11 protein-coding genes are annotated in these 12,808 nt (G+C 48.4%); 8 read left to right on the forward strand and 3 right to left on the reverse strand.

Annotation, left to right across the window (positions count from 1 at the left end; genetic code table 11):
* Window positions 1-43: 43 nt before the first annotated feature.
* Together V7M78_RS04165 and V7M78_RS04170 are read left to right on the forward strand one after the other, a co-directional pair.
* Window positions 44-1,309: a zinc-binding dehydrogenase gene (locus V7M78_RS04165; protein WP_333646739.1), complete on the forward strand. Its 1,266-nt coding sequence runs from the start codon at window positions 44-46 to the stop codon at window positions 1,307-1,309.
* A gap of 174 nt (window positions 1,310-1,483) precedes the next feature.
* A complete protein-coding gene (locus V7M78_RS04170) occupies window positions 1,484-2,503 on the forward strand; it encodes a pirin family protein (RefSeq protein ID WP_333646740.1) in 1,020 nt (339 codons plus the stop codon).
* A gap of 160 nt (window positions 2,504-2,663) precedes the next feature.
* Here V7M78_RS04170 and V7M78_RS04175 read toward each other — a convergent pair whose 3' ends face one another.
* Window positions 2,664-3,518: an AraC family transcriptional regulator gene (locus V7M78_RS04175; protein WP_333646741.1), complete on the reverse strand. Its 855-nt coding sequence runs from the start codon at window positions 3,516-3,518 to the stop codon at window positions 2,664-2,666.
* A gap of 393 nt (window positions 3,519-3,911) precedes the next feature.
* Between V7M78_RS04175 and V7M78_RS04180 the strand changes: the two genes are divergently transcribed.
* From V7M78_RS04180 to V7M78_RS04205, 6 genes are all read left to right on the forward strand, one after another.
* On the forward strand, window positions 3,912-4,577 hold the full coding sequence (locus V7M78_RS04180) for a Rossmann-like domain-containing protein (RefSeq protein WP_442914623.1): 666 nt from the start codon (window positions 3,912-3,914) through the stop codon (window positions 4,575-4,577).
* Window positions 4,570-5,616 (forward strand): FecCD family ABC transporter permease, encoded by a 1,047-nt coding sequence (locus V7M78_RS04185; RefSeq protein WP_333646743.1) that lies wholly within the window; start codon window positions 4,570-4,572, stop codon window positions 5,614-5,616. Before V7M78_RS04180 ends, V7M78_RS04185 begins: the two co-directional genes overlap by 8 nt.
* Window positions 5,616-6,404 (forward strand): ABC transporter ATP-binding protein, encoded by a 789-nt coding sequence (locus V7M78_RS04190; protein WP_333646744.1) that lies wholly within the window; start codon window positions 5,616-5,618, stop codon window positions 6,402-6,404. Before V7M78_RS04185 ends, V7M78_RS04190 begins: the two co-directional genes overlap by 1 nt.
* Before the next feature lie 37 nt (window positions 6,405-6,441).
* Window positions 6,442-7,554 (forward strand): ABC transporter substrate-binding protein, encoded by a 1,113-nt coding sequence (locus V7M78_RS04195; protein WP_333646746.1) that lies wholly within the window; start codon window positions 6,442-6,444, stop codon window positions 7,552-7,554.
* Window positions 7,555-7,558: 4 nt separating this feature from the next.
* The gene (locus V7M78_RS04200) at window positions 7,559-8,788 is read left to right on the forward strand and encodes a molybdopterin molybdotransferase MoeA (RefSeq protein WP_333646748.1); all 1,230 of its coding nucleotides are present in this window, start codon (window positions 7,559-7,561) and stop codon (window positions 8,786-8,788) included.
* A gap of 285 nt (window positions 8,789-9,073) precedes the next feature.
* On the forward strand, window positions 9,074-10,642 hold the full coding sequence (locus tag V7M78_RS04205; protein ID WP_333646750.1) for a methyl-accepting chemotaxis protein: 1,569 nt from the start codon (window positions 9,074-9,076) through the stop codon (window positions 10,640-10,642).
* 139 nt (window positions 10,643-10,781) lie between these two features.
* Here V7M78_RS04205 and V7M78_RS04210 read toward each other — a convergent pair whose 3' ends face one another.
* Both V7M78_RS04210 and V7M78_RS04215 read right to left on the reverse strand, forming a co-directional pair.
* Entirely contained in the window at window positions 10,782-11,900 is a 1,119-nt protein-coding gene (locus V7M78_RS04210; protein WP_333646752.1) for a metal ABC transporter permease, read from the reverse strand.
* A complete protein-coding gene (locus V7M78_RS04215; RefSeq protein ID WP_333646754.1) occupies window positions 11,884-12,807 on the reverse strand; it encodes a metal ABC transporter permease in 924 nt (307 codons plus the stop codon). Before V7M78_RS04215 ends, V7M78_RS04210 begins: the two co-directional genes overlap by 17 nt.
* Between the last annotated feature and the right edge of the window lies 1 nt (window position 12,808).

A 12,808-nucleotide genomic window follows, 5' to 3' on the forward strand; every position in this document is an offset into this window, starting at 1 on the left:
TTTGGGACACCTTTTCCAAAAGAGCGGAAAGGAAAGAGATAGAATGAAGACAAAGGCAGTGAGGATGTATGGAGAACTGGATTTAAGGCTGGAGGAATTTGAACTGCCTCCTATTAAGGAGGATGAGATCCTTGTAAAGGTTATGAGCGACAGTATCTGCATGTCCACCTATAAGCTGGCGGAGCAGGGAAAGAGGCATAAGAGAGCGCCTCAGAACATTGACACCAATCCTATTATCATCGGCCACGAATTCGCCGGAGTGATCGTGGAGGTGGGAGATAAATGGAAAGACCAGTTTAAGCCGGGAATGAAGTTTGCCCAGCAGCCTGCATTAAATTATAAAGGCAGCCTGGCTTCCCCCGGTTATTCCTATGAGTTTTTCGGCGGAGCCTGCACCTACTGCATTTTTCCGCCTGAGGTTATGGAGCTGGGCTGTCTGATGCCCTATGAAGGAGAAAGCTTTTTTGAGGCTTCTTTGGGTGAGCCCATGAGCTGTATCATCGGAGGGTATCATGGAAATTACCACACCAATAAGAGAGATCATGAACATGCCATTGGAACCAAGGAAGATGGGGATATTATTATTTTAGGAGGCTGTGGCCCCATGGGCTTAGGAGCTGTAAGCTACGGAATCCAGTACAGGAACAAGCCAAGGAGAATCGTTGTGACAGATATTGATGACGCAAAGATTGCCCGGGCCAGAGAAGTTATTTCGGAAGAGTTTGCCGCTAAAAACGGAGTTGAGCTTCAATACGTCAATACCGGGAAAATGGCTGATCCGGTGGCAGAGCTTCGGGCCATCACGGGAGGAAAGGGCTATGACGATGTGTTTGTTTATATCCCCAACCGCCAGGTGGCGGAAATGGGCGATCAGCTTCTGGCATTTGACGGATGCTTAAACTTTTTTGCCGGCCCCACAGATAATCAGTTTAAATCTGAGATCAATCTTTATAACGTCCATTATATCAGCGCCCATATTATGGGAACAACGGGAGGAAATAATGACGATTTGATCGAAGCAAATGAGCTGGCGGCAAAGGGAAAGATCGAACCGGCAGTTATGGTAACCCATGTAGGCGGCATTGACAGCATTGCAGAGGCGACCTTGAACCTTCCCAATATTCCGGGAGGTAAGAAGCTGACTTATACCCAGTTTGATATGCCTTTGACAGCCATTGAGGATTTTGGAGAATTGGGAAAAACAAATCCTCTGTTTAAGAAGCTGGATGAGGTATGCCGGGAGAACCGGGGACTTTGGTGTGCAAAGGCCGAGCAGATTCTTTTTGAACATTTTGGTGTGGAAGTATAAAAATAAAAGGAGCAGACTTGTTAATCTAAAAGCAGGTCTGCTCCTTGTTATTTCTCTTTTATTATTTTCTGCACTCTGCTATAATTATTTTTAGAGTTAATCGTTTTCTGTTCACTTTATAGGATTTATGCAAAATAAGTTTAAATTTAATCTTTAAACGAAAGGAGTGTTTTCATGAAAATATTGGAGAAGCATAGGTGTGATTTTCAGCTAAAAACCCAAAATCCCTTTATTATCACCATGCATCACAAGGACTTTTTTCCAAAGGGAAATGAAGAGATGGCGCCGGTATCTTATATTCCGGGCAGAGAAGCCGGCAACGACTTTGATCTCAAAGCACCGTGGCGTATGTACTATGGAGATATTATTCCCGGATTTCCTGTTCACCCTCACAGAGGCTTTGAAACTGTGACTATAGTTACCCAGGGAGTTGCGGACCACTCGGACAGCCAGGGTGCTTTTGGGCGGTACGGAGAAGGGGATGTCCAGTGGATGACGGCGGGAAAGGGAATCCAGCATAGTGAAATGTTCCCGCTGATTCATGAGGACAAAGAAAACACCCTGGAATTGTTCCAGGTCTGGTTGAACCTTCCTAAAAAGAGTAAGTTTGTGCCGCCTCATTATAAGATGCTGTGGGCTGAGGAAATTCCGGTGGTCAGGGAAAGCCAGGAGAATGGAAGCCTTGAGATCAAGGTGATTGCAGGGGAATATAATGGGACGAAGGCTCTTGACCCAACGCCACAATCCTGGGCTGCGGCTGAAGAAAATCATGTGGGAATATGGCTTATAAAGATGGAAGGAAAGGCAAAGCTGACCATCCCAAAAGGAACGTCTACCATGAGCAGAACCTTGTATCATTATGAAGGGGACTCCGTTGAAGTTGAGGGGCAGACCCTGGAAGAGAGATATTACTTTGATTTAAAGGCTGATGAGGAAATTGAGATCAACAGCATAAAAGGCGAAAGCAAGTTTTTACTGCTGGAGGGAGAACGGATCAATGAGCCTGTGACCGCCTATGGGCCTTTTGTTATGAATACCCAGGAGGAGGTTATGCAGGCTTATTCAGATTACCGGGCAACCGGATTCGGTGGCTGGCCCTGGGACAGTGATGCACCTGTTCATGATAAGCATGAAGGTAGATTTGCGGATTATGGAAATGGGAAAAAGGAATATCCGCCGGAATCTGACAGCTAAAGCAGCAGAAACGTGACGCAGCAGGATATTTAATATAAAATAGAATACGACCTGGAAAAGGGAGGGGGAAACCTGTATCGGTTTCCCCCTCCCTGCTGTGCAATCTGTTTCCGGGAGGCATCTGCCTGACGGGGTGGCCTGAACTTTATGAGAACATGTTTTAAGTCTGCTTTTTTATAACCGGCAGCCATACCTCATATTTTGCATTCTGCGGATCGGCGTTTAAGTAAACTTCCACATCAGGGGCGTTGCCGTATTCGTAGCCAGAGGATGGCAGCCATTCTGTAAGGATGCGTTTTTCCAGCTCCTGTATGCTGGTGTTTGTACCGTTGCCGCAAAAGACGGCCCATGTTGCGGCGGGAACCAGGAATTCCTCCAGGGTACTGTCAATTTCCTTACTGCTTGCCACTGCGATGAAATATTTCCACGGCCCTGCGGGGTCACAGCTATTGCTCACACCGAGCATCCCCATAGGCGGGCCCTCCATCAGTGCGGCAAGTCTGGAGAGGGTTCCGTCCATCGCAGCCTTGCCCCACATCTGGGGTACGGCTTCAAAGTTCTTTTCCAACTCCCTGTGCATTGGCATGGAAATGCCCACAATGCGGAACTCCTCTTTTTTCTCGATTCTGTAATCCATTTCTTCCACTCCTTTAATCGTTATTTTAAAGCTGATTGCCGGAAAGGCTTTGAGGGTGATGCCCGATTCCCGAGCAAGGGACGGTGCAATGCCATGGATGCTCTGAAACGCCCGGTTGAAGGCAGTCGGAGATGCATAGCCGTATTTGAGGGCCACATCAATAACTTTTTCGCCGCTTTGTAAATCTGCCGCCGCAAGGGACATACGCCTGCGCCGGATGTATTCAGAGAGCGGCGTATCCGCCATGTAAGCGAACATTCTCTGAAAATGATACACCGAGCAGCAGGCTGTTTTTGCTATCTGCTCAAAGGACGGTTCCTCCGTGATGTGTTCCTCAATATACTCTATTGCGGCGTTAAGCCGTTCAATCCATTCCATATGCCTCATCCTTTCCTGATATAAGTATACAGACCGGAAGCGGGCCTGTCCTCGCTATTCATGCACATATATGAGAGATTATAAACCCAATGCCAAGTCAAAACAATAATATAGACGGATTTTTATGAAGATGTTTTCTGTCCTTTTGTTGACATTTCACAAGGATGACATTATAATTCATTTATCGATATATTTTTAAAATTACATCGGGAGTAAGGAGTGCAGTAAATTTATGGGAAATATTCTATTGCAGGAAACTGCTGTCCGGGTGCGGGAGGTCCTTGGGGCTGATCTTGACACCATAACCATTGAACGGGCCGTGTTCGGCCTATTTTTTCCGGGGTAAAGTTAAGTGACGGCCAGGGGGGTCTGTGCTTTACGCCGGTAAAGGACATGCCCCAGGCAGTATGCTGCCCCAGCTCGGCGAAAGCCATGCCCTTATCCGGCAGGCTGAAGGGGCGCAGTGCGGCGGACTATCTGGCTGATTTAGAACATCATAACATTCTTCGGAAGACCCTGGCTATTGCCACTTTAAATGCCCTATCTGCCACCTGTTGGCAAAGGGGTGAGGCAAAGGGATATCAGATACAGACAGGAGAAGATGCTTTTGATCATGTAAGGATTCCCCAAGGCGGTAAAAGTGTGGTAGTAGGGGCATTGGTTCCTATTTTGAAGAAGCTTATTGCCGCTGATGCCGACTTTAAGGTGCTGGAGATGGACAACCGGACTTTAAAAGGAAAGGAACTGGAGCATTACGCCCCGCCTGAGGATGCCTGGAAGTATATTCCGGATGCGGATCTTTTGGTCATCACAGGGGTTACTGTGCTCAATGATACACTACCGGAGCTGCTGGAAATGGTAAAGCCCGGTGCCCAGGTCATCGTCACCGGCCCTACGGCCAGCATGCTTCCGGACGCTTTTTTTAAGAGAAAGGTGACGGTTATGGGAGGAGTTCTCGTCACAAAGCCCGACGAAGTGCTGGACATAATCAGCGAGGGCGGTTCGGGGTATCATTTCTTTGGAAAAAGTGCGGAAAGGCTGATTATTAAAAATGAGTAAACATAAGATCGATCTGGCAGGTAAAAACAACGGGTCCTTCTTCGGTATGAAAATGGGAATTTTATATGGAGTGCTTCTGATCTTTGCTGTTCTCTCCTTCTGGGTGGGGCGGTATGCTCTTTCCCCTAAGATTGTTATTGATATTTTACTGTCCCGGCTGGGGCTGGTAACACCTTACTGGGAAGAGACTCTGGAAACCGTAGTCTTAAATGTACGATTGCCCCGAATCCTTCTTGCCATGCTGGTAGGTGGTGCATTATCCGTGTCAGGAGCATCCTATCAGACCCTGTTTAAAAATCCAATGGTATCTCCCGATATTTTGGGGGTCTCTGCAGGAGCCGGTTTTGGTGCGGCTTTGGCTATGATCCACAATGCTATGTGGTGGCAGATACAGCTTTCTGCTCTGGTGTTCGGCCTTGCAGCAGTGCTGGCTGCCAGCCTTATCGGCTATGTCTTTGCCCGGCAAGAGGTGACGGTTATGGTTTTGGGAGGTGTGGTCGTATCCAGCCTGTTTCAGGCCCTGCTGTCCATTGTAAAAACTCTGGCAGATACGGAAAATGCCCTGCCTTCCATAACCTTCTGGCTTATGGGAAGCCTTGGCCGCGGCTCTAACCGGGATGTGATGATCATGCTTCCCGCCTTGCTTCTGTCTCTTCTTCTGCTGTTTTTATTCCGTTACCAGATCAATGCGTTATCAGCCGGTGAAGATGAAGCCACCACTCTTGGAGTCAATGTGATGGTGGTAAAAGTGGTGGTGGTGATTTCCTCCACCCTTATGACAGTTACCTCAGTCAGCATCTGCGGCATCATTGGCTGGGTGGGCATGGTGGTCCCTCATATTTCCCGTATGCTGGTGGGAGCCAACTATCCCAAACTCATTTCCACGTCATTTGGAGTGGGAGCGCTGTTTTTGCTTATCATTGACAACATCGTGCGGGGAGTTCCGGGGGTGGAACTTCCTCTGGGCGTTCTTACGGCCCTGGTGGGCACTCCTATCTTTGTGATACTGCTTTCCCGCGTGCGAAAGGGGTGGATGTGATGTTAAAGGCGCAGAATATTCGTTTTCAGTATAAAACCGGCAAGCCGGTGCTTCAGGATGTGTCCTTTGAACTGAAGCAGGGAGACGTCCTCTGCCTTCTGGGCCCGAACGGAACTGGAAAAACCACCCTTTTACGGTGCCTTCTTGGGCTGACAAAACCGGGCGGGGGCAATTTTTTCTGGAATGGGGAAGACATGGCACCTTTATCCGTACGCAAACGGGCCAGACTCATGGCCTATGTCCCTCAGGCCTCGGCCCTTACCTTCCCCTATGAAGTTCAGGAAGTGGTGCTTATGGGCCGCATTGCCCATCTGAAGGCAGGCAGTCCTCCCGGAAAAAAAGACCGGGACCTGGCTTGGGGAGCCATGGAAAGGATGCACATCTCCCATCTGGCTCATCAGCTGTTCCAGTATTTGTCGGGAGGCGAAAAGCAGATGGTCCTTATGGCCAGGGCGCTGGCCCAGCAGGCACAGCTTCTGGTCCTTGATGAGCCCACTGCCAGCCTGGATTTTTCCAATCAGGTAAGGGCCCTTCAGATGATCCGGGAACTTTCCAATCAGGAATTTACGGTCTTAATGACTTCTCATTTCCCTGACCATGCATTTCTCACGGCCAATCAGGTGGCTTTGATGAGAGATGGGACTGTGTTCCGCTGCGGTTCTCCGGATGAGGTGATTACCGGAGAAAACCTTTCGCGGCTGTATGAAACACAGGCTGCAGTATTTCAAACTTCCGTGATTTCAGCCGGAAAACATGCCAAAGTATGCATTCCCATTATTGAGGAATAGCAGCATAAATTAAAAAGTGTATATTGGAGGAAAGAACATGAAAAAGACATTTATCAAATTGATGCCCCTCGCCCTGACAATGGCGATGCTGTCAGGCTGCGGAGGACAGGCTTCCCCAGCCCCAACCACTGCGGCAACCACTGCCGCTGTCTCAGAAGCCCCGGCTCAGACAGAAGCTGCTTCCAGCGAAGCCTCTTCAGAAACCGGCACCCGCACAGTGACTGACATGGCGGGACGGAAGGTGGAACTGTCCGGAGAAATTAACAGGATCGGAACCCTTGGCTCCGTAGGCGTGCTCAATGCATTTGTAGAATTGATGGGCTCAGGAGACAAACTCTACAACGAGATGCCTGCAAGCTTTACCAAGAATGACAGCTGGAAGATGCAGTATGAGTTTGCACCTCAGATCGCAGACGGACCTCTTTTTGAAAGCGACAACCGGGAAGTTCTTATTGAAAATATCATTCAGGCCGCTCCCGATGTGTGCTTTACCATGACCAAGGACACTGCTGAACTGCTTCAGAACAACAACATTCCATGCATTTATCTGGAGTGGAAGGATGTGGAAGACGTAAAGACTGCCGTATCTTTGATGGGAGAGGTGTTGAACAAAAAGGATATGGCTGAAAAGTATATCGCTTACTTTGATGAGAAAATGGCACAGGCCCAGGAATTGACCAAGGATTTGAAAGATGAAGACAAGGTGACCGTACTGTACGGAAATCCGGTGACCTTTTCCCAGCCTCACGTCATCGCTGAATGGTGGATCACACAGGCAGGCGGCATGAGCGTTACCAATGACGGCCGCAGCGATAACAGCCTGGAATACACCATGGAAGACTTACTTAAGTGGAATCCTGATGTGATGATTGTCTCTAATGCAGGGCTTATTGATGAGATAAAGGCCAACAGCAACTACAGCGGCATCACTGCTGTAAAAAATGACGCTTTTCATGTGATTCCCACAGTTGCCCATGTATGGGGCAACCGTACCGTAGAGCAGCCTTTGACTGTTTTCTGGACCATGCATCACTTATATCCGGAACTGATGCCAAGAGAGGAACTGGAAAAGGAAATCAAGTATTTCTACAGCGAGTTCTTCTTATATGATGTAAATGATGAGCAAATAGATGAAATGATTGGACGGTGATATCATGGCAAGACTTTCACAAAAGCCTGGACACTATCTTCAGCGGGATCAATACGCCACACGGGCGGAGACCATGAACGCATTATTTGAACGGTGGAATCTTGCACCGGATACGGAATTGCTGCCTTTAAACCAGGCTGAGGGCAGAGTCAGTGCAGGGGATATATATTCCCGCAACACCCTTCCTGTCTGCCGGGCGGCAGCGGGAGATGGGGTGGCCGTCCGTTTTGCCGACTTTGAAAAGGGAATGCCTGATTTTTCAAACTGGAAGGAAAATATAGACTATGCGCCGGCTGATATGGGAGACGATTTTGATGATGCCTTTGACACGGTGCTTTGGATAGAAGAGTTCACCTTTGATGAAAACGGAAAAATCCTGGCCATAGAACCGGAAGAGCCGGTAACAAAGGGTCAGCTGGTCAGGCAGCAGGGGGCAACCCTTAAAAAGGAAGAACAGGTGTTAAAAAAGGGAGATGTGATTACACCATTCCGGCTGGGGCTTCTGGCTGCAGCAGGAATTGAAGAGGTGGAGGTGATCAGACAGCCTAGGATCGCCTATATTCCTACCGGAAGCGAGCTGATCCCTCCGGGACAGACACCGGCCAGGGGACAGAACATGGAAAGCAACAGTCTGATGATTTCTGCTTTTTGCCGGAGATGGGGATCTGAAGCAGAGTGTATGCCCATTGTGGCGGACCAAAAAGCCTGGTTGGAAACAGCTCTTAATAAGGCGCTGGAAACGGCTGATATTGTGCTTTTAAACGGAGGAAGCTCCATGGGAACGGAGGACTATACCTCAACTCTGCTGGAAAAACGGGCCGGTTATTTCCAGCATGGAGTTCGATGCATTCCCGGTATACCGGTGGCAGTGGCAGTAGTAGATGGAAAGCCTGTCATCAATCTGCCGGGCCCTCCCTATGCCGCTTTCTGTGCTCTGGATTGGTGCGTCAGGGCATTGGTTTATCACTGGTACGGCCTGCCTCTGCCCAAAAGGCGGACGGTGAGGGCCCTATTGGAACAGTCCATTCAAAAACCGGAGCCTCATGAGATGTACGTGAGAATGGTTCTGAAAGAGGACGGGGAAAAGGGCTTTACTGCCGCTCCTATGCCCATGGAGGTCCGCTTTGCCCAGGCTGCGGACCGGTGGAACGGATTGTTTATCGCTCCCATTGGCAGGGGCAAGTGGGAGGCCGGATGTGAAATTGATGTAGAGCTTTTGTATACGGACTGTTGATTAAATATATTTTCGGGAATTGAAAGAAACAGAATGAATGAAATCAGGAGTTAAATCTTATTTTTCAGATTTAACTCCTGATTTTTTTTCTTGGACAGACAAGCCTGTTTCTGTATTTAAAATATTTTGGAAGGCTTTATGTATTTTGATTGACTTCTGATATCTTTAATTGTAAAATAATTTATGTCGAAATATGTCAGGAATTGTTACTATTACTATTATTATGTTATTCATGAAAAATCTGGAAATGAAAAATTATTATAAATCCTTAAAGGAGGTGTAGATTTGAGTATTAAAAAAATTATTTATAGCGCTATGGTTTGCCTTGCACTGTTAAGTGTGATAAGCACAGGTCTGATGTTTTCACTTCTTGACCAGAACCAGAGCAACGGTAAGATTGTGAATTACTGCGGAGTTGTGAGAGGGGCCAGCCAGCGTGTTATGAAGCTTCATTTGCTGGGACAGCCTGTGGACGATGCTGCCGCAAAAGTAGAAGCGGCAATGGATGGGCTCATTTCCGGCAGCCAGGAGCTTGGACTTCCGGTGCCGAAAGATGAAAAGCTGGTGGCCCAGATGCAGGAAATCCGTACATACTGGAAGGAGCAGGTACTGCCTTTGCTGGCTGAGGACCCGGACCAGAAATTACTGGAAAACAGTGAAGAACTGTTTAATAAAAGCAACATCGCCGTTTCCCAGGCTGAGAAGTATTCCGCCCAAGGGATCATTAAGCTTAAGGTGGTGACCGTGATTACCCTGGTTGTGAACCTGGCTTTCATTGCTTTTATTTTCGTAATCATCCGCCGGAAGGTGCTTCTGCCCATCAAGGTGCTGGAAAAGGGGATGGAGGACCTTTCCCAGGGAGATCTTCAGACTGAAATTGCATACTCTTCTTCCAATGAGCTGGGAATGCTTGCCAACAGTATGAGAACATCCATTCAAACCCTTTCTGAGTATGTTTCCCGCATCGGAAGCGCTATGGAGCAGATGGAACAGGGGAACTTCGACCTGCCGCTCCAGCAGTATATCGGAGACTTTACCAAGATTGGACTTTCCATGGAGAAGTTTTCCACACAGATTTCCGAAACTCTTATGCAGCTTAATATAACGTCTGAGCAGGTATCTGCAGGTTCCGATCACGTTGCGTCAAGCTCACAGCTGCTGGCTGAGGGAGCCGCTGAGCAGAGTGCAGCCATTGAGCAGCTTTCCCAGGCAGTAGGGGAAATCGAAGAAAAGATAGACTATACTACAGAAAATGCCAGAATTTTTAACGGCAAAGCACAGGAGATGGGCGCCAGCCTTGATGAGAGCGAGAGGAAAATGGAGCTTTTGCTTAAGGCCATGGCAGACATCCGCAGCAATTCTGAGGAAATTATTAAAATTAATAAAACCATTGAAGACATTGCGTTCCAAACCAATATTTTGGCGCTGAATGCGGCTGTTGAGGCAGCCAGAGCCGGAGAAGCAGGAAAGGGCTTTGCGGTGGTTGCTGATGAGGTCCGCAATCTGGCAGCTAAAAGTGCGCTGGCAGCAAGCAGCACATCAGAGCTCATCGATGTTTCCGTCCGTTCGGTGGAGTCCGGCAAGGAATTAACGGATTCTATGGCACAGACAATGAGTGATGTATTAAAGGATGCACGGGAGATCGCCCTTGGAATCAGGGAGATTCAAACCGCTTCCCAAGAGCAGAGCATTTCTATTTCACGTATTACCGTGAATGTTGACCAAATCTCTTCTGTCATACAGTCCAACTCCGCCACTGCCCAGGAGAGTGCGGCTGCAAGTGAGGAGCTGTCTGCCCAGGCAAAGATGCTGAGTAATCTGGCAGGCCAGTTTACGCTGAAGGGGAACAGGTAAAATTATACAAAGTCATTCTGTTAATAATACGAAAATGCGTCTTGACCAGCTTTTAAAGCTCGGTCAAGACGCATTTTTTTGTATTATTTCCCAGAAAGTCTATTTTTAGAAAGTCCTGTAAAATACGATCTTAAGATCCTCATTTAGAAAAAAGTTCATTGTAATGGTCAATACCATCAGTACGGCCAAGGGATGTTAACTTTACCAGGCCGCCGAGAATTTCAACATATCCGTCGCGTGTTAGCGATTTAATGATTCTACCGGTAAATTTGCAGGTCCAGTGAAGATGGGTGTGAACTGAGTCAACACCTGCCTCCGATGGTTCTTCCGGACTGTTTTCATGATTGAGCAGGTGAAGGAACATCACCGCTTTGGCAAATTCAATCTTTTGATTTCTGCGTTTTAAGAGAGAGCGGATCAATCCCCTTTTGGGGGCGAAAATGAATACACCCAGAAACACCATTCCCGTTACCACAGCCATGGAGCCCGCAATGGAAACATCAAAAAATGCTGCGGCCTGATATCCCAGAATGCCGTTGACCGCCCCTGTCACGCCGCTTAAAATCAGCATGTGCTTAAGATCATCGGTCAGCAGATAGGCGGTTACAGGGGGGCCGATCATAAAGGCCACTACAAGTACGGATCCCACTGCCTGAAATGCGCCTACTGCGGTAAGAGATACCAGGGTCATCAGCCCATAATGGACCAGAGCAGGAGAAAAGCCCAGTACTGCAGCCAGCATGGGATCAAAGGCAGCAATTTTCAATTCCTTAAATAAGAAAACAATGCCCGCCAGGTTGATAATCAGCAGGATTCCTGTTGTATAAATGGCTTTTGCTCCCATGTCTGTTCCCCACAGGATCATCCGGTCAAAGGGAGCGAAGGCCAGTTCACCCAGGAGCACGGAATCCGTATCCAGATGAACGGACCCTGCATAGCGGGTGATCAGAATAATGGCAATGGAAAACAGCAGGGGAAACACCACTCCGATGGCAGCATCCTCGGCCAGCAGCCGTGTACGGCTGAGCATTTCCGTCAGCCAGACAGTCACCACCCCCATCAGGGCGGCCCCCACAATCAGCAGAGGAGAGGAAAGGTCATGGGTGACAAAGAAGGCCAGCACAATGCCCAGGAGAATGGTATGGGTAATGGAGTCGGACATCATGGACATTCTGCGCAGGACCAGAAAGGTTCCCGGAAGGGCACAGGCGGCTGCAACGATTACGGCAATGATTTGGATTTCAATTTGCGGGGTCATCGGGCATCCCTCCTTCCAGTTTATACAAAATTCTGTTTTTTCTGCGGCGGTATAACCGGTGCAGAATACCCCTTCCCGGGGCAAACAACACACTGATGATTAAAATGGCACTGATGCATACAACGATTGCCGGACCTGTAGGCAGTTTGGGAACAAGGGAGCTGGCGGCCGTTCCAGCCGCACCTGATATGGCTCCTAAAAAAGCGGAAAGGGTCACCATCACCCAAAGCTTATTGGTCCACTGACGAGCTGCCACAGCAGGGGTTGCCAGCATGGCACTCATGAGAATAACGCCCACTGTCTGGAGGCCGATGATGATGGCCAGAACAATCATAAATGACAGCAAGAGATTTAGTCTTTTGGAAGAGAACCCAAGGCTGTGGGCGAAGTCGCTGTCAAAGGTGAACAGCTTAAATTCTTTCCAGAACAAAAGAACAAGGGCCAGTAAAAGGGTTCCGCAGATTCCCATAAGGATAATGTCTCTTTGCAGCAGGGTAGACGCCTGACCGAAGATAAAGCGTTTCAGCCCGGCCTGATTGGAGTTTGGAAGCTTCTGCACATAAGTGAGAAGCACCAGACCAAATCCAAAAAATACGGACATGACCAGCGCCAGGGCGCTGTCAAATTTAATGCGGCTGTGCCTTACAATGGTGACGATGAACAATGTTGACAAAAGGCCGGAAATAAGGGCCCCAAGGAGAAGAATTTCACTGTTCTTGCTGCCCAGGAGAATAAATGCTATGACAACCCCGGGCAGGGCGGAGTGGGATACTCCATCTCCCAGCAGGCTCTGCTTGCGAAGCACTGCAAAGCTGCCTAAAACCCCGCTGATCATTCCTAAAAGTGCGGAACCCAGAGCAACCGTCTGAAAGGTGTAATCCTGAAATAAGATAAAAATTCCATCCATG

The organism is Lacrimispora sp., from assembly GCF_036758025.1.
Classification (GTDB): Bacteria; Bacillota; Clostridia; order Lachnospirales; family Lachnospiraceae; genus Lacrimispora.

Coding starts and splice junctions, on each gene's coding strand:
- V7M78_RS04165 (WP_333646739.1), top strand. CDS start 44: ATGAAGACAAAGGCAGTGAGGATGTATGGAGAACTGGATTTAAGGCTG.
- V7M78_RS04170 (WP_333646740.1), top strand. CDS start 1,484: ATGAAAATATTGGAGAAGCATAGGTGTGATTTTCAGCTAAAAACCCAA.
- V7M78_RS04175 (WP_333646741.1), bottom strand. CDS start 3,518: ATGGAATGGATTGAACGGCTTAACGCCGCAATAGAGTATATTGAGGAA.
- V7M78_RS04180 (WP_442914623.1), top strand. CDS start 3,912: ATGCCCCAGGCAGTATGCTGCCCCAGCTCGGCGAAAGCCATGCCCTTA.
- V7M78_RS04185 (WP_333646743.1), top strand. CDS start 4,570: ATGAGTAAACATAAGATCGATCTGGCAGGTAAAAACAACGGGTCCTTC.
- V7M78_RS04190 (WP_333646744.1), top strand. CDS start 5,616: ATGTTAAAGGCGCAGAATATTCGTTTTCAGTATAAAACCGGCAAGCCG.
- V7M78_RS04195 (WP_333646746.1), top strand. CDS start 6,442: ATGAAAAAGACATTTATCAAATTGATGCCCCTCGCCCTGACAATGGCG.
- V7M78_RS04200 (WP_333646748.1), top strand. CDS start 7,559: ATGGCAAGACTTTCACAAAAGCCTGGACACTATCTTCAGCGGGATCAA.
- V7M78_RS04210 (WP_333646752.1), bottom strand. CDS start 11,900: ATGACCCCGCAAATTGAAATCCAAATCATTGCCGTAATCGTTGCAGCC.
- V7M78_RS04215 (WP_333646754.1), bottom strand. CDS start 12,807: ATGGATGGAATTTTTATCTTATTTCAGGATTACACCTTTCAGACGGTT.